This is a genomic window from Allobosea sp. GW823-FHT01F03 (genome assembly GCF_058798075.1).
In genome coordinates this window covers 5,115,001-5,134,395 of record NZ_CM179505.1, presented here as the reverse complement: position 1 = coordinate 5,134,395, position 19,395 = coordinate 5,115,001, and the positions used below count along the sequence as shown (strand labels likewise).

Genomic DNA, 19,395 nt, shown 5'->3' with positions numbered 1-19,395 from the left:
GTGGCCGCTGGGGATGCATCCGGGCAGGACGCCGCCGGTACGACCGTTCGCAGCAGTTAAGACAAACAAGATAACTTAGCAAATACAATAATTTACATGCTTTCTAAAGTGCGGCTGACCGCGTCGGGGTTGCGGCCGGCCGGCGGAACGCACGGTGCGGATGGACCGCCCGGCGCCCCCTCAGACCGTCCCCGCATCGACGATGAAGTTCTGGCCGGTGCACATGCGCGAGGCGTCCGCGCAGAGGAACAGCACCATGGCGGCGATGTCGGCCGGCAGGATGTCGCCCTTGATCGACTGAGCCTGCTGGGCCGCCTGCCATTTCTCCGGAGTGACCCAGAGCCTGCGCTGCCGCTCGGTCATCACCCAGCCGGGCGTGACGCAATTGACCCTGATCCCGTCCGGGCCGAGCCCGCGGGCCAGCGAGCGGGTGAAGCCGAGCACGGCTGATTTGGCTGTCGTATAGGCGATCATGTGCGGCGAGCCCTTCATCCAAGAGGTCGAGGACAGGTTGACCAGCGCCCCGCCGCCAAGCCCGCGCATATCGGGCGCCAGGGCCTGTGCCACGAACATCATCGGCCGGAGGTTCACCGCGAGGCGGTCGTCCCAGTATTCCGGCGTCACCTGATCGAAATCATGCCGCTCGTCATGGCCGGCATTGTTGATCCCGATCGCGAAGGGGCCGTGCAGCGCACGCGCCTCGGCGATGGCGGCTCGTGTCGCCGGGATGTCGCGCAGGTCGACGGCATGGAAGGAGACGGTGCGGCCGAGGGCCGCCAGTTCCACCGCCAGATTATCGCCGCGAGCGGCGTCGCGGTCGAGGAACGCGACCTTGCAGTCCTGCGCCGCCAGTGCCACGACGATGGCCCTGCCGATACCGTCGGCACCGCCAGTGACCAGGGCCGCGCGCCCAGCGAGGTCGGGATAGATCGCCGAAAGCGTCATCGGCAGGGCTCCATCAGCATGGCCGGCGGCGGGCCGGTCCCCTCGACCCGCCCGGCGGATCGCGCACCAGCTCTATGAAACAGAAACGCCGAGCCGGCGATCTCCCTTCGGCTAGCCCCTGCCGAAACGTAATGCCGCAGGGCGGGGAGGGGCCCGCCCTGCGGCAGTGATGCCTGTCGGAGAGGTCGGCGCTCGTGCTCAGTGCTTGTGGCCGCCGGCCGGGGCGCGGGCTCCGACCGACTGGACCGTGAATTCGACCGCGACGGCACCGGCCTTCTCGAAATTGAGCGTCGCCTTGATGCTCTCGCCCTCCTTGAGCTGACGTTTCAGATCCATCAGCATCAGATGGTAGCTGCCGGGCTTGAGCTCGGTCTTCTCGCCGGGTTTGATCACCAGGCCGTCGGGCAGGCCGCGCATGGTCATGACGCCGTCCTTTACCGCCATCTCGTGGATCTCCACCTTGCCGGAAACCTCGCTGCTGCCGCCGAGCAGGCGGTCCGGGGCGCTGCCGGTATTGGTCACCACGAGATAGCCGCCGGCGATCTTGGCGCCGGCCGGCGTCGCCCGCGTCCAGGGCTGTTCGAGCTTGAGTGGCCCGGCGGTGTAGTCGTTGGCCAGGGCCGAGAACCCCACGAGCGAGAAGGCCAGGGCGGCGGACATACGAATGAGAGAGTTCATCTTGAGGCTCCTTTAGCCGGGTTGAAAAGGTTGAATGGGAATCAAGGCTTGATCTCGATGGTGTCGCTCAGGCGGATCATCTCGAAATCCGAGATCAGGATTTCGATCTCGACGCTCCAGGGCCCGGCGACGGGAATGGTCAGGCCCTCGACCAGCCAGTTGCCGTCGGGCTGGCGCAGCGCCGGGCGTTCGACCGGCTCGATGCCGGCGGAGCGGTTGGCGAGCGAGAGGCGCACCTCCTTGGCCGTGAGCGGGCCGAAATCGCCGTCGAGCAGGGAGATGGAGACGCTGCTGGGGCCCGCCCGTCCCGGCATGATGCTGATCTCGGCCATCGCCTTGTCGCTGTGGATATGGACCGAGGCCGGCGCCGCTGCGGCCACGGCTACCGCCAAGGCCCGGGGCGGTGGCGTGAAGCGCCAGAGTGCGGCGGTGGCGAGGATCGCCAGGACGACCACGATCTCGACGCCGATCACGCGTCGCAGGCGGCGCCGAGCCGGCTCGGCGCCCTCTCGCGCCGGCGCGGTCAGTCGGTAGCGGTTGAAGGCTGCGAGCCCCAGCAGGGCGGCGACCAAAGCGAGCTTGGCCGTGAGAACGAGGCCATATGCGCTGGTCAGTAGCGCACCGGGCTGCTCGACCTGGACGATGGCGAGGGCGACGCCGCTGGCGAGCAGGATGACCAGGACCAATGGCACGCGGCGCGAGAACCGGGTCAGCGCATCAGCTCCGCCGGCCTCGCGCAAAGCCAGAGCGAGGGGAAGCAGCGCGCCGGCCCAGGCCGTCATGGCGAGCCCGTGCAGGAAGACGGCGGGGCGCATCAGCCATTGCGGCGAGGCGGCACTGGCATGGCCGCTCGCCGCCAGCGCCAGCCCGGCACCGAGCAGGGCGGCGATTGCGAGCGCGTGGCCGGCGCCCCCTGTCCGCGCCAGCGACATCAGCCCAGCCAGCAGGGCCAGGCTCGCGATCGCGGCGGTGCGGCCAAAACTGCTGCCGATCCCGGCCCGCCAGATCTCTGGACGCAAGACGTCGGAAGCCGGGGCGGCCAGGGCGTCGAGGCCCTGCGCGCCTAAGGCCAGCGGCAGGGCGGCGAGGCCGAGGAGGAGGAAGAGGCGGAGCGGCTTGCCCGCGCTCGCGGGCAAGGGCTCGACCCAGGCCGAGAAGGTGACGCCGCCAATGCCGAGGGCGAGGCCGAGATAGAGCCCGACGCGCCCCAGCCAGAGCGCCAGGGTGACCGGCAAGTTTCGTTGCGAGCTTGCCTCCGGCGGCCTTTCGCTCGGCCTTCCGACAGAAAACACCACCGAGCCACCGACGGGATGGCCGTCCTCGGAGATCACCCGCCAGCTCAGCACATAGCTGCCCTCGGCGAGATCGGCCGGCGCCTCGATCGTCAGCGTCCTGTCGCCGAGCGAGAAGCGTTCGAGCGTCTTGGCCGCCCCGTCCGGGCCGATCAGGCGCAGCACCAGCGGCGAGACCGGCTCGCTGAAGCTCAGCGTGAATTGCGCGGGCGCGCGCGCCATCACGGCACCGTCCGCCGGCAGCGTCGTGACGAGCGCGGCATGGGCGAGGGCGGAGCCGGGCCGCAACGTCGCCGCGGCGCAGGCCGCGAGCAGGATGAGAAGGATGAAGAGGCGCCGGATCATGGGTTTGGAGCCGGCGGCCGGGCACGAGGCCCGGCCGCCTTCGCCTCACTTTTTCGGGACGAGCTTGAGGCCGGGAGCGGGGAACTTGTAGTCGTCCGTGCTCTTGCCCTCGGCCGGGATCTCGATCCAGCGCTCGACGCCGCCGCCCTCGCATTCCTGGACGACCGGCACGTGCAGCGTCGTCTCCGGCTTGAGGTCGGCGGTGAGATAGCCGCGCAGCACGAACTCGTCGTAATGCTCGTCGAGCAGCTTGCCGCCGCTCCAGACCACCTCGGTGACGCCCTCGGCGGTCGGCGTGCCGTAATAATCGTAGGTCTTGCCGTACTTGCCTTTCACCGTGTCCAGCGCCCAGCCGGCCTTGGGCATCGGTTTGACCGCGATCATGCCTTCCGGCACGCGGACGCGGACCTTGATCGTCGGAGCGCCCTTGCAGCCATGGGGCACGCGCAGCACGGCCTTGTAGGTCGAGCCGACCGCGGCCTGCTGGGTTTCGAGCGTGACATGGGCGAGGGTCGGGGAGGTGACGAGAGCGGCGAACGCTGCCGCGAGGAATGCGGATTTCGACATGGTCTGAAGCCTTTGGCGTCTTCGGCCGCGGGGGCGCGAAGGGGCGAGCTTGCCCTGAGGATGAGCCTGCGCGCGGGCCGCTCACGTTGAGCGGGAGCAACGAAGGCGCTGTTTGCTGAGAAGGTCGCCCATTGCACGCTGTGCGGTCGCCGGCCCTGCGCGGGCGGGGCGGCCTGACGTGAAAGGGCGGGGAGCTGCCGGCGCGCCTTGCGCGGGCGGGCTCAGATGGCGGCGGGTGGCGCGCGCGGATTGGCCGGGGAACGCCCGGCGGCGAAGCCATGCGGCAGGTCGCGCCTGAGCTGGAAGGCGATCAGATCGACCGGGCGATGGATGACCGGGGTGAAGCCGGCCGTCGCGGCGGGCGCGCCGGAACCTGAGAGGAAGCAGCCGAGCATGCAGCAGCTCGGCATCTCGTGGGGCGCGGCGCCGCCATCGGCGGGTGGCATCTCTCCGGGCGCGCAGAGCGTCATGCCCAGCGAGCGGTCGAGGCTCATGCCGGCCGCATGCGCGCCGGAGGCCAGCCCGCCGAACACCGCCTGCAGCACGAGCAGATAGGCGGCGGCGATCGCGGCCAACCGGCTCCATCCTGGTTTGCGGCGTATTGCGGACAAGCTCTGCCCTCCTGCCCCTTCGATAGCATGGCGGCGCGGCGCGTCAATTTCGTAGGGGCGGGCGCGTTGCCGCAGGCCGTGTCCTCGACCAGAAGGAGAAAATCCTTCTACGGCGCTGGCGCTTTAAGGTGGTCGGTTCTATTGACCGGCTTCGGTTCGGCCGCGATCCTCCGCGCCGGTTTTGGCCCGGCATTCGGACCGGCCGTCGCCCGGCAGGACCGGGCATTCGACAGGCTGCGCCGCGATCGCACCGCAGCCCAGGAACAGGTTGTTTCATGATCCTCGACGAACGCACCTACGCGATCAAGCCGGCCCATGTCCGCGACTATCTCGACCTCTATGTGAAGGAGGGCATGGCGCTGCAGGTCTCGCATCTCGGCCAGCTGATCGGCTGGTTCACCACCGATAGCGGTGTCGTCAACGAGGTCGTCCATATGTGGCGTTTCGAGGATGCCGGCGACCGCGAGCGCCGGCGCGCGGCGATGGAGGCCGATCCGCGCTGGCAGGAGTTCCGCGCCAAGGCCGCTCCCTATGTGCTGGAGATGCGCAGCCGCATCCTGCGGCCGACAGATTTCTCGCCGCTACGCTAGCTTTGTGAATCTCGCTGCTGCCCGAACGCCGGCTTCGCCCGCGCTTCGCCGACAGGGCGAGCGCTGCCTCGCCGGCGTCTCGGCGGTGCTCGAATGGCTGGGGGCGGCCGTGCTCGGTCTGCTCTTCGCCATCGTCATGCTGGCCGTCCTGCGCCGCTATCTCTTCGGTGCCGGGCTGATCTGGTCCGACGAGCTCGCGATCTGGCTCAATGTCGTGCTGGTCGCGCTCGGCATGCCGCTGGCCGCGACCAGCGCCCTGTCGATGCGGCTCGACGTCCTCGTCCGGCTGCTGCCGGGAGCCGGGCAGCGCCTGGCGGCGATCCTTGCCGATGCGATCGCGATCCATGGTGCGCTCGTCATCGCCATCGGCGGGGCCGGCGTTGCCGCGTTGGTCGGCGGCACCTCGACCGTGCTCGGCCTGCCCGAGAGCCTGCGCTTCGCCGCATTCGCGATCGGCGGAGGGCTGACGGTGCTGCTCCTGCTCTGGCGGGCCGCGCTAGACCGCTCGGCTGCCGCCGCCCTGGCCTCGCTGCTTCTCGGCATCGGCCTCTACCTCGCCGCTCAGAGCACGACGGGCCTGTCGCTGACGACGCCGAGCCTGGTTGCGGCGCTTGCGGCCGGGATCGGCCTGCTGATCGGTGCGCCGCTGCCTTTCGCGCTGCTTGCTGGCGTCTCGCTCTCCGGCCCGTTCGGCGGCCTGCTGCCCGAGCCGGCGATCGTCCAGAACACCGTCTCCGGCGTCTCGAAGTTCCTGCTGCTGGCGATCCCCTTCTTCCTGCTCGCCGGCGAACTCCTGACCGCCGGCGGTCTCGCCGAGCGGCTGGTGCGCTTTGCCGCATCGCTCGTCGGGCATTGGCGCGCCGGTCTCGCGCAGACGGCGCTGGTCGCCAGCACGCTGTTCTCCGGCGCTTCCGGTTCCTCGGTGGCGAACGCCGCCTTCGGCGCCAAGGTGATGGCTCCTGCCTTGGTGGCGCGCGGCTACCCGCCGGCCAATGCGGCGGCGATCGTTGCCGGCGTCTCGATGCTCGACAACATCATCCCGCCCTCGATCGCCTTCCTGATCCTGGCGACGGCGACCAATCTCTCGGTCGGCTCGCTCTTGGTCGGCGGCTTCGTAGCCGGCGCGGTGCTGGTGCCGGCGCTCGCCATCGGCATCCATCTCAGCGTCCGCGGCGTTGTCGATGAGGCTCCGAAGGCCACGGCGACCGAGCGGGGGCGCAGTTTCGTCGGGGCGCTGCCGGCGATCGGGCTCGGCGTCGTCGTCGTGGTCGGCATCCGCTTCGGCGTGGTCACGGTGACGGAGGCCTCGGCTCTGGCGGTCGCCTATGCGCTCGTCGTCTGCCTCGCCTTGCGCAGCCTCGATCTTTCCGGCGTCGGCCGGGCCCTGCGCAGCTCGGCCGGCGAGGCGGCGGCTGTCGGTCTGCTGATCGGGGCTTCGGCCCCCTTCGCCTTCCTGCTCGCCGTCGACCGGGTTTCCGAGCACATGGCCGCTCTCGTCACCGCCTTCGGTGGCGGGCCCTATGCGGTGATGCTGCTGGCCAACCTCGTCCTGCTCGTCGCCGGGCTCTTCCTCGATATCGGCGCCGCAATCCTGCTGCTCGCGCCGCTCATGCTGCCCGTGGCGATCGCGGCCGGCCTCGATCCGATCCAGTTCGGCGTCGTCCTCGTCGTCAACCTGATGATCCACGGGCTGACGCCGCCGCTCGGCATCCTCGTCTATGTCGTCAGCGGCATCACCCGCGTGCCCGCCGCTTCGGTGTTCAGGGCGGTGCTGCCGCTGCTCGCCAGCCTGCTCGCGGCGCTCGCGGTCCTCTGCCTCGGCGCCGCCGCCTGGCCCTCACTTTCGCCTTCGATCAAGGAGCTGTTCTGATGTCCTTCACCCGCCGCCAGATCGCCGCCGGGCTCGTCGCAGCGCCCGCGCTTCTCTCCGCAGGTGCAGGCCTCGCTGCCGGCCGTCCGGTCACGGTCGCTTCGCTGCTCGGCGAGGACAAGCCGGAAACCCGGATCTGGCGCAGGATCTCCGAGATCCTCGCGAAGACCGCACCCGGCCGTTTCGACCTGCGCATCGTCGCCAATGCCGCGCTGGGGGGCGAGAAGGAGGTCGCCGAAGGCATCAAGCTCGGCTCGGTCCAGGCTTCGCTCTCGACCATCTCGGCCCTGTCCGGCTGGGTGCCGGAGGGCCAGATCCTCGACCTGCCTTTCCTGTTCCGCGACCGCGGCCATCTGAAACGCGTGCTCGCCGGGACGCTTGGGAACGAGCTCAAGGCGAAATACGAAGCGCAGGGCTTCGTCGTGCTCGGCTTCATCAACTATGGCGCCCGCCATCTCCTCGCCAAGGAGCCGATCACCACGCCGGCCGGTATCAAGGGCAAGCGCATCCGGGTGATCCAGAGCCCGCTGCACACCGAACTCTGGGCGGGCTTTGGCGCCCATCCGACGCCGATCCCGATCCCAGAGACCTACAACGCCCTGAAGACCGGCGTCGTCGATGCGATGGACCTGACCAAATCCGCCTATGTCGGCTTCAAGCTGCATGAGGTCGTGCCCTGGCTGATCGAGACCGGCCATATCTGGGCGACCGGCGTGGTCTATGTCTCGGCGCCTTTCTGGAAATCGCTCTCCGCCGAGGACAGGGCCGCGTTGGCGGCTGCGGCGGTGGAAGGGGCTGCCTATTTCGACGAGCTCATCATCGCCGATGAGGAGGCTTCGATGGCCAAGGCCAAGGCCGAGGGCGGCAAGGTCGCCCAGCCCGAGGACCGGGCCGGCTGGGAGGCCGGCGCCCGTAAGCTCTGGACTTCCTTCGCGCCCAAGCTCGGCGGCATCGAGAAGATCGAGGCGATCGCCGGCAGCGCCTGAGGGCTTCGGTTGCTCCCCGGGCCATGAAACGCGCCGGGACAATCTGGATCGCGGCCACGTCTTCGATTATCCCATGACGTAGGGGGATGGCGCATCGGCCGGTGCGCCGATCCTGTTCGTCGAAGCAGCGGCAAGCTGCGCGGATGCGCGAAGAGTGGGGAACGCCGCATGCAGAGCGGCCCGTCAGTTCCGGCCGCAGCGCCGGTGCCGGCCTCGGCGATGGCCTCGCCGCTGGACGGCGTGACGCTGTTGCTCAAGCGTATCGAGGCGGAGGCCCTGGCGGCGCTCGACGCTGCGCCCCTGCTGCCGGACGCGCTCTGGCGCATCCTGCCGGGTTCGCCCTCCGCCTGGGTGGTTCTGGCCGAGGCACTGCTCGTCGCCGGCGCCGTGCTCGTAGTCTATCTGCTGACCGGGCATCTGCTGAGGCATCGCCGCCAGCGTGCCGGCGCGACGCGCTCGGCCTTCGCTGGGATCATGCGGGTCACGGGGCTCGACGCGCTGGTGGTGCTCGCGGCGACCGTGACGGGCAGGGTGCTGCTGGTCCGCGTCCTCGGCATCGCGCCCGGCACGAGCACCTTTCCGAGCGATCTGACGACGGGGCTGATCCGCTGGCTTTTGCTGCTGACGCTGCTGCACATCCTGTTCCAGCCGACGATGCGCCGCCTGCGCCTGGTCGCGGTCGACGATCACGGCGCCCGCAAGGCGGTCTGGCAGTTCGGCATCATCTTCGCCGTCGGCCACCTGCACAATGCGCTGCTCGGCGCGGCGCAGCGTATGGGGCTGCCTCTGCCTTCGCTGCGGCTGATCTCCTGGGTCGTGGCGCTCTGCATGGCGCTGGCGGCGCTGCGGCTGCTGCGGGATCTCGGCCGCCATGGCCTGCCGATGGTCTCGCGCCTGCTCGCCTCTGGGATGGTGCTCCTGCTGTTCAGCTTCTGGGTCTGGGGTTGGATCGGGCTCGATTTCGACCTTTATCGCGGTGCTGTCGGCATGATCGTGATCCTGCTGCTGGCGGTCGCGCTCGATCGGGCGCTGGCCGTGAGCATCCGCGATTCCCGCAAGCCCGAGATCATGCGCCGTTTCTTCGTCGTCCGCGTCGTGGTCGACGCGCTGGCGGCGGCGCTGCTGGTCCGCATCGTCATCCAATTCTGGTGGCGGGACGTATTCGGCGGCTTCACGCCCGAGGCTTGGCTCAATTTCACCCACCGCCTGACCTTCGCCTCCTTCGTCCTCGTGCTCGCCGTCACCCTCTCGGCGGCGATCCACGTCTGGACGGAGGCGAAGCTCACACCCGGCGAGGCGGAGCTCGGAACGGCGTCGGGGGATGATCGGATGGCGCGGCTCACCACCGTGCTGCCGATCCTGCGTTTCGTCGCGATCGGGCTGATCGGGGTCGTGTTCCTGTTGATCGCGCTCTCGACCATGGGCATCGACACCACGCCTTTGCTCGCCGGAGCCAGCATTGCCGGCCTGGCGATCAGCTTCGGCTCGCAGACCCTGGTCAAGGATATCGTCTCGGGCGTCTTCTACATGCTCGACGACGTCTTCCGGCTCGGCGAGACCATCGAGGCGGCCGGCCGTTGCGGCCGGCTGGAGCAGATCAATCTGCGCAGCGTTCGCCTGCGTGACGAGTCGGGCCGCGTCCACACCATCCCGCTCGGTGAGCTCGGCACCGTCACCAACCACAGCCGCCGGCTGGTGCATGTGATCGTCGATGTGCCCTTCGCGGCGCCGCCGGGCCAGGCGGGGATGACCCGCTTCAGGCGCAACGCGGTCGCCGCCCTGCGCAGCGAGCCGACGATCCATGCCGCGATCGTCGGCGATATCGCAATGCTGCGGACAGAACCGCAGGACGGCACCGGCGGCAGCATCGGCTTCGGCTTCGACATGGTGGCGCCGGCGATCGAGCGCGTGCCACCGCTGGTGCGGCATTTGATCGAGGAGGTGGTCGAGGACTCGCGGATGACCGGCGCTCCGGGCCCGGTCTCGGTCGCCATCGCGGAGCTGCCGGCCTCGCCACCTGCTGCGGAAGCCTCGGCGACTGGGGTTCCGGATGGCGCCTCGGCGGCAGATCCCGTGCCCGGGAAACCCTCCGGGGCGACGCCATGATCGAAACGCCGCCCCGCTTTCCCTTCGATCCCCGTTACCCCGGGCCGCGGGGGGCGGCTCACGATGAAAGGACGATGCGATGACCAGGTATCTTGTCGGCGCTTGCGCCAGTCTCTTGCTGGCCGGCTCGCCAGTGTTCGCCCAGGCCGAGCCGACGGCCCAGGAGCGTGCGGCCTGCCGCTCCGATGCGGTCAAGCTCTGTGCCTCCTTCGTCGGCAAGTCGGAGCAGATGAACGCCTGCCTGCGTGACAACAAGGCCAAGCTCTCCGAGAGCTGCCGCAAGGTGGTCGAGGCGCGCGGGGGCTGAGCCGCCCGGCCTGCGGGCGCCTGTCCGCTTCCGCAGATTCAGGCGCCTAGCTCGATCTCGGCCCGCAGGCCTGAGCGGTCGAGCCGTTTGCTCAGCCGTAGTGAGGCGCCCATGCGTCGTGCTGCGGCATCGGCGATGGCGAGGCCGAGGCCCGTGCCGAGCGCGCTCTTGTGCCGGCCGCGAAAGAAACGCTGCGTGACGAGCGCCATCTCATCCTCCGGGATGCCCGGGCCCTCGTCTTCGATGGCGATGCCAAGGCCGCTCGCGGTTGCCCGCCAGATGATCTTGCCGCCAACAGGCGAATGTTGGACGGCATTTTCGTGCAGGTTCCGTAGCGCCAGGGTCAGGACCTCGCGGCTGGCCCGGATCGTCAGATCTCGGAGCGCCGGATCGATCGCGACCGAGACCTGTGGTCCGGCGCCGTGCGCATTGTCGGTGATCTCGTCGAAGACTAGGCCGACGGGCACCGTCTCTGGGGTGGGCGGCGGGCCGCCCGCATCGAGCTTCGTCAGGGCCAGAAGTTGCCGAACCAGCCTTGTGGTCCGGTCGACCGAAAGCACGATCCGCTGCAGTGCTCCCTGCCGCACCGCCGGATCTTCTGTCGCCATCGCGATCTGCGCCTGTGTCTTCAGCCCCGCCAGCGGCGTGCGCAACTCGTGCGCAGCGAAGGCGGTGACCTCGCGCTCATGCCGGCGCGCCGTCTCGACCTTCGCGAACAGGCCGTTCAGGGCCTCGGTGAGCGGCTTCACCTCGGCCGGGGCATGGGCGCTGTCGATTGGCCTGACATCGTCGGCCTCACGGGAGCGCACCTCATTGGCCATGGCCCGCAGCGGCCGCAGTCCCTGTCCGAGGCTGATCCAGATCAGCAGGCCGAGCAGTGGCGCGATCAACAGGGCCGGGGCGAGCAACCCCTTGATCAACTCGGAGACGAGACGGTCGCGCAGGCCCAGCCGATCGCCGACCATGATGTGGATTCCGGCCGTCTCGTTGGCGACGGTGTAGACGCGCCAGGGCTCGCCATCGACGATGCGGTCGGAAAAGCCCGAGGGAGCCTCCGTCAGGCGGCCGGGGGGTGTGCCGTCCGAGCGCGCGACGAGACGACCGTCGAAGGACCAGATTTGGCAGGAAAGCTGGCGCTCATAGCCGAGGGGCTCGAATTGCTGATTGGGCAGCGCCGCCATCGCAACCGTCATGTTGGCGCTTCCGACCAGCGAGTTCACCATACGCGCCGCCTCCTGGAGACGGGTGTCGAGGACGCGTTCTAGCTCCCTATGGGTGCCGGAATAGATCCAGACCACGGCGGAGAGCCAGATCACGCCGGTCGCCGTCAGCAGGATCGCGAAGAGCCGTCCGCGCAGTGAGCTCATGAAATCGCCCTGATCCGGTAGCCGAGGCCGCGCACCGTCTCGATCGCATCGCGGCCGATCTTGGCGCGCAGATGGTGGATGTGGACCTCCACCGCATTGCTCTCGATCTCCTCCTGCCAGCCATAGAGCCGGTCCTCGATCTCCGATTTCGAGAGCACGATCCCGGGCCGTTCCATGAGGGCCGAGAGCACCGCGAACTCGCGCCGCGACAGGGCGAGCGGTGTGTCGTTCAACGTCGCGGAGAGGCTTGCCGGATCGAGCACGACACCGCCGGCGCTCAGGCGGGGCGCAGCCCGGCCGCTGCCGCGCCTCGCGATCGCCCGCACGCGGGCCCCCAGCTCGTCGAGGTCGAAGGGCTTGCCGAGATAGTCGTCGGCGCCACTGTCGAGGCCGCGGATGCGGTCGGGCGTATCGTCCATCGCGGTCAGCAGGAGGACGGGCGTCCGGTTGCCGCTGCGCCGCATCTCGCCGAGCACGTCGAGCCCGGAGCCGTCCGGAAGCATCAGGTCGAGCACCATCGCGTCGAAGGCCGAGGTCGCGAGCGCCGCGCGTGCATCGGCGCAATTCTCCACCCGGTCCACCGTCATGCCGGCAAGGCCGAGGCCGACGGCGAGGCCGTCGGCGAGGATCGGGTCGTCCTCGACCACGAGAATGCGCATCCGCTCGCTCCTTCGCCCGCGACCAGCCAGCCCAGCCTTAAGGCTGGCTTAAGCTGGAATTTCGACAGGGCAGCTTCAACCGATCGAAAGGTCGCCCATGTCCTGCCGCCATCTGCCGCCCGTGCCGGCCGAGCCGCTCCTGCCGCCCGGTCCCCGTCATTCCCCCGCCGTCCTGCTGGAGATTCCCATGAACCGTCGTGCCGCGCTCATCCGACTGGCTGCATCCGGCGTTGCCATCGCCGGCGTTCCGGCGCTGCTTGGCGCCCGGCCCGCTTTCGCCGTCGAGACCGGCGCCGACGCGGTGCTCAACGATCCCGAGGCACCAAATGCCGGCAACCCGAAGGGCGACGTCACCATCGCCGCCTTCCTCGACTACAACTGCCCCTACTGCAAGAAGGCGGCGCCCGATCTCGCCCGCATCGTCAAGACCGATGGCAAGATCCGCTTGGTCTACAAGGATTGGCCGATCCTCGGCGACGCCTCGGTCTATGGCGCGCAGCTCGCCCTCGCGGCGCATTATCAGGGCAAGTACGAAGCGGCCCACCATGCCCTGATGACCCTGCCGAGCATGCGCATCCCCAAAGACAAGATCCTCGGGGCGATCCAGGCCGCTGGTGTCGAGATGCCCCGCCTCCAGGCCGATCTCAAGGCCAAGTCGGAGGCGATCACCGCGCTGCTGCGGCGCAATCTCGCCCAGGCCGACGCCATCGGCCTCGAAGGCACGCCAGCCTATCTCGTCGGCCCGTTCCGGACCGCGGCGCTCGACTATGCCGGCTTCAAGCAGGTGGTCGCCGATGCGCGCGCCAGGCAGGCCGGAAAATAGCCCGGGCGCCGCTTCCGTTCCCCGCTCTACCCCTCTCAGCCGAAAGCCTCGCATGATCTGCGCCTTCCTGCCGGCGAAACGTCTCGCCGTCATCGCCTTCGCCCTGACCATGGCCGCCTGCACCACCGTGCGCGCCCCGCCGCCGCAGGTTGCTGCCGCGCCTGCCATCGATCCGCTGGTGGCGCAGCGCTACAGCGCGCTCGAGACCGAGAAATTCCATGTCCCGGCGGTCAACCTCGCCGATCTTCAGCCGCGTTATGTCCGCAAGCTCGTCGACTACCCGACCAAGCACGAGCCGGGAACGCTCGTCGTCGATCCGAAGAACCGCTTCCTCTATCTGGTGCAGGAGGGCGGCAAGGCGCTGCGCTACGGCGTAGGAGTCGGCAAGGCCGGACTCGAATTCAGCGGCACGGCGGTGGTCGAGCGCAAGGCGCAATGGCCGCGCTGGACGCCGACACGGGACATGATCCGGCGTGAGCCGGAACGCTATGCCAAATGGGCCGGCGGCATGGCCGGCGGCGAGAACAACCCGCTCGGCGCTCGCGCGCTCTATCTGTTCAAGAACGGCCAGGACACGCTCTACCGCATCCATGGCACCAACGAGCCCGAGACGATCGGCGAAGCGGTCTCCTCCGGCTGCATCCGGATGATGAACCAGGATGTTATCGACCTCTACAACCGCATCCCGAGCGGCTCGAAGGTGGTGGTTCTCTAGATCGCCGCGCGTCCGTCCGGACGCGATCACGGTGATCTATCTTTTTGTTATCGCATCCGGTGCGGGATCGGCCTGAGCGCCGATCCCGACCCTTCCTACTCAGTCCCGGAAGACCACGGTTTTGCTGCCATTGCCGAGCACGCGTCCGTCGAGATGCCAGGCGACGGCGCGGGCGAGGACGCGCCGCTCGATGTCGCGGCCCTTGCGGACGAGATCCTCGGGCGTGTCGTGATGGCTGATGCGCTCGATGTCCTGCTCGATGATCGGCCCTTCGTCGAGATCGGCCGTCACGTAGTGCGCAGTGGCGCCGATCAGCTTCACGCCGCGCGAATGCGCCTGATGATAGGGTTTGGCGCCCTTGAACCCCGGCAGGAAGGAGTGGTGGATGTTGATGCAGCGCCCGCTGAGCTTGCCGGCGAGGTCGTCGGACAGCACCTGCATGTAGCGGGCGAGGATGACGAGATCGGCGCGCGTTTCCTGCACCAGCTCCCAGATCTGAGCCTCCTGCTGCGGCTTGGTGTCCTTGCTGATCGGCAGATGATGGAAGGGGATGCCGTCGAAATCGAGGTGCTGATAGATCTCGCGCGGATAGTTCGAGACGATGCCGGCGATCTCCATGTCGAGCTCGCCGGTGCGCCAGCGATAGAGCAGATCGGCCAGGCAATGGTCGAATTTCGAGACCAGCAGCAGCACCCGCTGGCGCTCCCGGCGCGGCCTTGCATGCCATGTCATCGCATGGCGTTCGGCGATCGCGCCGAAGCCCTCGCGGAACTGCGCGAGCGAGCCAGCCTCCGGAAAATTGAAGACGACGCGCATGAAGAAGTCGCCGGTCTCGACATCGTCGAACTGGTTGGCTTCCTGGATGTTGCCGCCGTTCTCGAAAAGATGCCGTGAAACCGCGGCGACGATGCCCGGGCGGTTCGGGCAGGAGAGGGTCAGGAGGTATTGTTCGGTCGGCATGAAAGGGGCTCTCAAGGTCATCGCCCCCCGCAGATCGAAGGACGGCTGTCGAAGCGCCGGCGGGCAGTTCGGTCGGTATCGGATGCTGGCCGGACGCATGCGTTTCGTGGCGCCCGGGCGGCCTCGCCCACCTATCGGCTCGGCCTGGCGCTCCGCAAGGTCTGTGTGCGACCCGAGGGTGAGGCTCGCTGACGCGGTCTAGCCGGCAAGGAGGTCGTTGTATTCCGGATGCCGGCTGACCCAGCCCGCCATGAAGGAGCAGCGCGGCACGACCTTGCGCCCGCCGGCGCGGATCTGCTCGAACACGCCCTTCGCCAGCCGCGAGCCGACGCCCTGGCCCGAAAGCGCCTGCGGAACCTCGGTATGGGTGAGGACGATATGATCGCCTTCGATGCGATAATAGGCGAGGGCGAGCTCATCGCCGATCGCCAGCTCGAAGCGATTCTGATCCGGTCTGTCGACGACGGCATTGTCCATCGGCGGCCCTTCCTGTGGGTCTGCGTCAGCGAGCCGCCGCGCGCGGATCGTTTCGGCAGGTGACCAGCAGCACGCCCGGTGCGTCAAGTCTCAAAAGAACGGCGTGCTCAATGGGGGCGGGGGAGCCCCAGCGCCGGTTCTGCGTCTGGCACGAGCGGAAGGCGGATGACGAAGGCAGTGCCTCGACCCTCGGCCGAGTGCAGCGTGATCGAGCCGCCATTGGATTGCGCGACGCGCTGGACGATCGCCATGCCGAGCCCGGCACCCGCATTGCCGCTGCGCTTGCGCCGCCAGAAGCGCTTGAAGATATGCGCGTGCAGCTCCTCCGGAATGCCCGGCCCGTCGTCCCGGATGGTCAGGCTGCCATCCTTCTCCAGGACGACGTCGATCGTGGTGCCCGCCGGCGTGTGGCGGATGGCGTTCTCGACGAGGTTGCGCAGCATGTGCCAGACATCCTGCTCCTGCGCCTGGACACGCAGGCTGGTCAGGCCTTCCGGCTCGATGAGCCCGAGCGATTGCCCCTTCTTGATGGCCTCGATCGCGAGGTCCCCGACCACGGAGCGGCTGATCTCGAGCAGGTCCGTCTCGCCGCCGTCCCGGCCCGCCTGCTCCAGGGTCGCCATGTCGAGCAACTGGTTGACGATCCGCGCCATCAGCCTTGCATCCGCGAGCAAAGCGGCGCGGGCTTCCGATTCCGGCAGGGTCTGCAGGCGCGCATCGAGGACCGCGAGCGGCGTACGCAGCTCATGGGCGGCGTCGGCGGTGAACTCCTTCTGGACCTGGTAGCTCTGCTCGACCCGCTCGAGCGCGAGGTTGAAAGCCTCGGCGAGCGGCAGGATCTCGGCGGGCAGGCTTTGCGTGGGCAGGCGCAGATCGCTGCGGCCCGGATCCAGCGCCGCGACCTGCCGGGAGAGGCCCAGCACCGGGCGGAAGAAGCGCTTCACGATCAGCGCGTTGAGGAGGAGCAGCAGCAATAGCAGCGGCGCTGCGACGGCGAGGGCGCTCCACAGGAAATTGTGCAGCAGATCGTCGTGGATCACATCTTCTTCGCTGAGATTCCAGCCCAGCATCACCCAATAGGGCCGGTTCTCGACCGTGACGGGGAAGCTCACCGCCCGATATTGGCGGCCCTCCGCCGCCAGCGAGGAGAACTGGGCTTTCTCGCTTCGGCCGAGTGGACCCAGCAGGCCTTCGGCGAAAGGCGACGAGGCGAGCGATACCGTCCCGGCCGCGTCGACCACCGCATAGCCGAACTCCCCGCTTTCGCCTTCCCGCGAATAGCGCCCCGGCGCCAGCGCCAGTCTGTCGTCGGGCGTGACGGCCAGCGCCTCCGCGACCAGCCGGGCCCGGTCAGTCAGGACCTTCTGCTCGAAAAAGGCGGCGCGCCGCTTCAGCATCGCGTCGATGGCGAGGGGGACGGCCAGCGCCGCCAGACACAGAACCAGCGCCTGCAGCAGGAATATCTTCGACAGCAGGCTGCGTCCCGGCCGGATCATGGGGCCGCCGTCAACACATAGCCGACCCCGCGCACCGTATTGATGGTCACGCCGGCCTTGCCGTCCTGGAGCCGCTTGCGCAGCCTGTGGATATAGACCTCGACGGCATTGGAGCCGAACTCGTCGTCGAGCCCGAAAAGCTGGTCCTCGACCGCGTTCTTCGGCACGATCCTGTCGGCCCGGCGCATCAGCAGCTCGAGCAGCTGGGTCTCGCGCGCGGAGAGGGGCAGAGGCCGTTCCTCGACGCTGGCCTGACGGCCCTGCGTATCGAAGACGAGATTGCTCACGGTCAGCTGCGCGCCGAGCAGGGCTCCCGGCCGGCGCAGCAGCGCCGCAAGGCGCGCCTTCAGCTCCTCGAAGGCGAAGGGCTTGGCAAGATAGTCGTCGGCACCCTGCTCCAGGCCCTTGACCCGCTCGTCCGTGGCGCCGCGCGCACTCAGGATCAGCACAGGCAAGGAGAGCTGGCGGCTGCGGACATGGCGCAGGACCTTGAGGCCATCGCCATCGGGCAGGCCGAGATCGAGGATCATCGCAGCGTAGCTGCGCGAGTCCAGCACTGCGATCGCATCGGCGACACAGTCGACCCGGTCGAGGCCATAGCCGCCGGCCTGGAGCTGGCCTTCGATCAGGCCGGCGAGTTCGTCATTGTCTTCGACGAGCAGTAATCTCAAAGCCGCAAGCCCATCCTTGGCCGCCGGTGACGGCAAACCTGCCGATCCGCGACGAACCCCCGTTCGAAAAGCCGCGCCTAGATAAGCGGTTCAATCCTTGCGCAATCGCAAATGGCCCAGGCGGCTTGCTCTCGGCACTGCGAGCGCGGTCGAGCCGGTCCTGCTGCCGCCGTCCTCTGCCGTAAGGTTGCTGCACACGTGCCACTTGATCTGCGGTCATCGCAAGACATGATCGCAGCCGGTCGGAATGCAGGGAGCGTCGAGTTCTTAACGTAACTGCAATCTGTCGCTCGCTAGTGCTTCAGCTGACATCCTCGGCCGCACCGAGTTTCGCCGCCGCTTTACCGGTGTCATGCTCGCCTGTCGTGCCCCACCTGAATACCTGCTGGCCGTGCTCCGGCTGCGACATGGCGATCTGTGATTAAGGGAAGGGCGATGACCTTGGACCATCGAAGCGACATTCTCGGCGGCTGCATCGTCGACGTGCCCGGCATCAAGCTGGGGCATCACAGCCTGACCGCTCGCCCGACCGGCTGTTCGGTCATCCTCTGCGAGGAGGGAGCGGTGGCGGGCGTCGATGTCCGCGGCGCCGCGCCCGGCACGCGCGAGACCGACCTGCTCGATCCCAGCAATTATGTCCAGAAGGTCCAGGCGGTGCTGCTTTCCGGCGGCAGCGCCTATGGCCTCGCGGCGGCGACCGGCGTGGCCCGCTATCTGGAGGAGCGCGGGCATGGCTTCCCGATCGGCGCCGGCGTGGTGCCGATCGTCCCGGCTGCGGTGCTGATGGATCTCGGCGTCGGCGATTTCTCGGTCCGGCCCGATGCCGATGCCGGCTATGCCGCCTGCCTCGCCGCGACGCGGGAGCCTTCGGCGCAGGGCAATGTCGGCGCCGGCGCCGGCGCGAGCATCGGCAAGCTCTTCGGTCCGGCGTTCGCGATGAAGGGCGGGCTCGGCACGGCGAGCTGGACCGTACCGGGCACCGGGATCGTCGTCGGCGCGATCGTCGCGGTCAACGCCGTCGGCGATGTCTATGATCCCCGAAACGGCCGGATCCTCGCCGGCGCGCGCAGCGGCGAGGGGAGCGGCTTCCGCGATACGGTCGCTGCGATGATGGGCGGCTATGGCGTGACGGGTTTCGGCGGCGCCAACACCACAATCGGCGCGATCGCGACCAACGCGCCCTTCGGCAAGGCCGAGTTGCGCAAGATCGCGCAGATGGCCCATGACGGGTTCGCCCGCAGCATCAACCCGATCCACACCATGTTCGATGGCGACACCATCTTCGCGCTTTCGACTGGCAAGGCGGTGGATGTCAGCGCCGATGTCACTGTTATCGGGACGATCGCCGCGATGGTGATGGCGCATGCGGTGGCGCGCGCCATCATGAGCGCGGAGAGTCTGCCGGAGCACGACCTTCCGGCCTGGCGCGATTACGATGGCGGAGCGGGAAAGCCCTCGATCGGCTGAGCCCCGGCAGCGAGCCTTGCTCGACCCGGGCCATTGCCGGCGCCGAGATGCGGCCGCTTTCCTGGGAACAGGGCTTCCCGAAAACCTCGTAGGCAGGTCTGCGGACGATCCTGCCTAGCGCTCACGCGAGCGCGCGCGGGACTGCGCGCGCAGATTTCCTGTCGATTCCTTCGCCTCGAACGGAGGCCGGAGCTGCGGCCGTGCCCCGGGCCTGGTTCTCCTTGACGACCGGGGGTGTAGCGGGACCGCGATGCCTCGAATTCGTTGGCCTTGCGGCGGCCCATCGCGGAAACGGCCGAAGCGTCGCCGCGAAGGCGCGGTCCAGGCAAGCGAGAGAGTAGCTTCCAGTGCAGCCGGTCGAGCTCTGCCTTGTAGGGGATGCCCGAGACCGGGAACGTCATAGGCCCGGACCACCGCAAAAGCGCCCGCGAGGCGATCGTTCATTGCTGCAGAGAACGGCCCG

Annotated in this window: 19 protein-coding genes and 1 pseudogene; 9 read left to right on the top strand and 11 right to left on the bottom strand. The window is 68.6% G+C overall.

Features of this window, described 5'->3' with window-relative positions:
* Window positions 1-180: 180 nt before the first annotated feature.
* The 5 genes from AC3RCC_RS24560 to AC3RCC_RS24540 all read right to left on the bottom strand — a co-directional run bounded on the left by AC3RCC_RS24560 (window position 181) and on the right by AC3RCC_RS24540 (window position 4,402).
* Window positions 181-945, bottom strand: coding sequence for an SDR family NAD(P)-dependent oxidoreductase (locus AC3RCC_RS24560; RefSeq protein WP_492256892.1), 765 nt, complete (start codon window positions 943-945; stop codon window positions 181-183).
* Between the two features lie 198 nt (window positions 946-1,143).
* Entirely contained in the window at window positions 1,144-1,623 is a 480-nt protein-coding gene (locus AC3RCC_RS24555) for a copper chaperone PCu(A)C (protein WP_291636151.1), read from the bottom strand.
* A gap of 41 nt (window positions 1,624-1,664) precedes the next feature.
* On the bottom strand, window positions 1,665-3,260 hold the full coding sequence (locus tag AC3RCC_RS24550) for a copper resistance CopC/CopD family protein (protein WP_492256891.1): 1,596 nt from the start codon (window positions 3,258-3,260) through the stop codon (window positions 1,665-1,667).
* Window positions 3,261-3,305: 45 nt separating this feature from the next.
* The gene (locus AC3RCC_RS24545) at window positions 3,306-3,827 is read right to left on the bottom strand and encodes a YcnI family copper-binding membrane protein (protein WP_492256890.1); all 522 of its coding nucleotides are present in this window, start codon (window positions 3,825-3,827) and stop codon (window positions 3,306-3,308) included.
* A 221-nt stretch (window positions 3,828-4,048) separates the two neighbouring features.
* Window positions 4,049-4,402: a hypothetical protein gene (locus AC3RCC_RS24540; RefSeq protein WP_452119455.1), complete on the bottom strand. Its 354-nt coding sequence runs from the start codon at window positions 4,400-4,402 to the stop codon at window positions 4,049-4,051.
* A 63-nt stretch (window positions 4,403-4,465) separates the two neighbouring features.
* On the opposite strand from AC3RCC_RS24540, the gene AC3RCC_RS24535 reads away from it, so the two are divergent.
* The 6 genes from AC3RCC_RS24535 to AC3RCC_RS24510 all read left to right on the top strand — a co-directional run bounded on the left by AC3RCC_RS24535 (window position 4,466) and on the right by AC3RCC_RS24510 (window position 10,297).
* The gene (locus AC3RCC_RS24535; RefSeq protein WP_492256889.1) at window positions 4,466-4,717 is read left to right on the top strand and encodes a hypothetical protein; all 252 of its coding nucleotides are present in this window, start codon (window positions 4,466-4,468) and stop codon (window positions 4,715-4,717) included.
* A complete protein-coding gene (locus AC3RCC_RS24530) occupies window positions 4,714-5,028 on the top strand; it encodes an NIPSNAP family protein (RefSeq protein ID WP_291636160.1) in 315 nt (104 codons plus the stop codon). Before AC3RCC_RS24535 ends, AC3RCC_RS24530 begins: the two co-directional genes overlap by 4 nt.
* Window positions 5,029-5,032: 4 nt before the next feature.
* Entirely contained in the window at window positions 5,033-6,898 is a 1,866-nt protein-coding gene (locus tag AC3RCC_RS24525; protein ID WP_492256888.1) for a TRAP transporter large permease, read from the top strand.
* Window positions 6,895-7,884 carry a TRAP transporter substrate-binding protein gene (locus tag AC3RCC_RS24520; RefSeq protein ID WP_492258826.1) on the top strand — a complete coding sequence of 330 codons (990 nt, stop codon included), beginning with the start codon at window positions 6,895-6,897 and terminating at the stop codon, window positions 7,882-7,884. The genes AC3RCC_RS24525 and AC3RCC_RS24520 overlap by 4 nt, the downstream gene beginning before the upstream one ends.
* 168 nt (window positions 7,885-8,052) lie before the next feature.
* Window positions 8,053-9,990, top strand: a complete 1,938-nt coding sequence (locus AC3RCC_RS24515; protein WP_492256887.1) for a mechanosensitive ion channel family protein — start codon at window positions 8,053-8,055, stop codon at window positions 9,988-9,990.
* 79 nt (window positions 9,991-10,069) lie between these two features.
* On the top strand, window positions 10,070-10,297 hold the full coding sequence (locus AC3RCC_RS24510) for a hypothetical protein (RefSeq protein WP_291646433.1): 228 nt from the start codon (window positions 10,070-10,072) through the stop codon (window positions 10,295-10,297).
* 38 nt (window positions 10,298-10,335) lie between these two features.
* Here AC3RCC_RS24510 and AC3RCC_RS24505 read toward each other — a convergent pair whose 3' ends face one another.
* Together AC3RCC_RS24505 and AC3RCC_RS24500 are read right to left on the bottom strand one after the other, a co-directional pair.
* Window positions 10,336-11,664, bottom strand: a complete 1,329-nt coding sequence (locus AC3RCC_RS24505; RefSeq protein ID WP_492256886.1) for an ATP-binding protein — start codon at window positions 11,662-11,664, stop codon at window positions 10,336-10,338.
* Entirely contained in the window at window positions 11,661-12,323 is a 663-nt protein-coding gene (locus tag AC3RCC_RS24500) for a response regulator (protein ID WP_291636173.1), read from the bottom strand. Before AC3RCC_RS24500 ends, AC3RCC_RS24505 begins: the two co-directional genes overlap by 4 nt.
* Window positions 12,324-12,510: 187 nt before the next feature.
* On the opposite strand from AC3RCC_RS24500, the gene AC3RCC_RS24495 reads away from it, so the two are divergent.
* Together AC3RCC_RS24495 and AC3RCC_RS24490 are read left to right on the top strand one after the other, a co-directional pair.
* Complete coding sequence (locus AC3RCC_RS24495) at window positions 12,511-13,146, top strand: DsbA family protein (RefSeq protein WP_291636175.1); 636 nt, start codon at window positions 12,511-12,513, stop codon at window positions 13,144-13,146.
* 52 nt (window positions 13,147-13,198) lie between these two features.
* Complete coding sequence (locus tag AC3RCC_RS24490; protein ID WP_492256885.1) at window positions 13,199-13,861, top strand: L,D-transpeptidase; 663 nt, start codon at window positions 13,199-13,201, stop codon at window positions 13,859-13,861.
* A 99-nt stretch (window positions 13,862-13,960) separates the two neighbouring features.
* Here AC3RCC_RS24490 and purU read toward each other — a convergent pair whose 3' ends face one another.
* From purU to AC3RCC_RS24470, 4 genes are all read right to left on the bottom strand, one after another.
* Complete coding sequence (gene purU, locus AC3RCC_RS24485) at window positions 13,961-14,821, bottom strand: formyltetrahydrofolate deformylase (protein WP_291636178.1); 861 nt, start codon at window positions 14,819-14,821, stop codon at window positions 13,961-13,963.
* Between the two features lie 198 nt (window positions 14,822-15,019).
* Window positions 15,020-15,298: a GNAT family N-acetyltransferase gene (locus AC3RCC_RS24480; RefSeq protein WP_291636180.1), complete on the bottom strand. Its 279-nt coding sequence runs from the start codon at window positions 15,296-15,298 to the stop codon at window positions 15,020-15,022.
* A gap of 107 nt (window positions 15,299-15,405) precedes the next feature.
* Window positions 15,406-16,794, bottom strand: a complete 1,389-nt coding sequence (locus AC3RCC_RS24475; protein WP_492256884.1) for a sensor histidine kinase — start codon at window positions 16,792-16,794, stop codon at window positions 15,406-15,408.
* On the bottom strand, window positions 16,791-17,465 hold the full coding sequence (locus tag AC3RCC_RS24470) for a response regulator (RefSeq protein WP_492256883.1): 675 nt from the start codon (window positions 17,463-17,465) through the stop codon (window positions 16,791-16,793). Before AC3RCC_RS24470 ends, AC3RCC_RS24475 begins: the two co-directional genes overlap by 4 nt.
* Window positions 17,466-17,921: 456 nt before the next feature.
* Between AC3RCC_RS24470 and AC3RCC_RS24465 the strand changes: the two are divergent.
* Window positions 17,922-18,932: pseudogene (locus AC3RCC_RS24465) on the top strand (P1 family peptidase); the annotation flags it as partial.
* Window positions 18,933-19,395: the final 463 nt, after the last annotated feature.

Coding starts and splice junctions, on each gene's coding strand:
- AC3RCC_RS24560 (WP_492256892.1), bottom strand. CDS start 945: ATGACGCTTTCGGCGATCTATCCCGACCTCGCTGGGCGCGCGGCCCTG.
- AC3RCC_RS24555 (WP_291636151.1), bottom strand. CDS start 1,623: ATGAACTCTCTCATTCGTATGTCCGCCGCCCTGGCCTTCTCGCTCGTG.
- AC3RCC_RS24550 (WP_492256891.1), bottom strand. CDS start 3,260: ATGATCCGGCGCCTCTTCATCCTTCTCATCCTGCTCGCGGCCTGCGCC.
- AC3RCC_RS24545 (WP_492256890.1), bottom strand. CDS start 3,827: ATGTCGAAATCCGCATTCCTCGCGGCAGCGTTCGCCGCTCTCGTCACC.
- AC3RCC_RS24535 (WP_492256889.1), top strand. CDS start 4,466: ATGGCGGCGCGGCGCGTCAATTTCGTAGGGGCGGGCGCGTTGCCGCAG.
- AC3RCC_RS24530 (WP_291636160.1), top strand. CDS start 4,714: ATGATCCTCGACGAACGCACCTACGCGATCAAGCCGGCCCATGTCCGC.
- AC3RCC_RS24515 (WP_492256887.1), top strand. CDS start 8,053: ATGCAGAGCGGCCCGTCAGTTCCGGCCGCAGCGCCGGTGCCGGCCTCG.
- AC3RCC_RS24510 (WP_291646433.1), top strand. CDS start 10,070: ATGACCAGGTATCTTGTCGGCGCTTGCGCCAGTCTCTTGCTGGCCGGC.
- AC3RCC_RS24505 (WP_492256886.1), bottom strand. CDS start 11,664: ATGAGCTCACTGCGCGGACGGCTCTTCGCGATCCTGCTGACGGCGACC.
- AC3RCC_RS24500 (WP_291636173.1), bottom strand. CDS start 12,323: ATGCGCATTCTCGTGGTCGAGGACGACCCGATCCTCGCCGACGGCCTC.
- AC3RCC_RS24495 (WP_291636175.1), top strand. CDS start 12,511: ATGAACCGTCGTGCCGCGCTCATCCGACTGGCTGCATCCGGCGTTGCC.
- AC3RCC_RS24490 (WP_492256885.1), top strand. CDS start 13,199: ATGATCTGCGCCTTCCTGCCGGCGAAACGTCTCGCCGTCATCGCCTTC.
- purU (WP_291636178.1), bottom strand. CDS start 14,821: ATGCCGACCGAACAATACCTCCTGACCCTCTCCTGCCCGAACCGCCCG.
- AC3RCC_RS24480 (WP_291636180.1), bottom strand. CDS start 15,298: ATGGACAATGCCGTCGTCGACAGACCGGATCAGAATCGCTTCGAGCTG.
- AC3RCC_RS24475 (WP_492256884.1), bottom strand. CDS start 16,794: ATGATCCGGCCGGGACGCAGCCTGCTGTCGAAGATATTCCTGCTGCAG.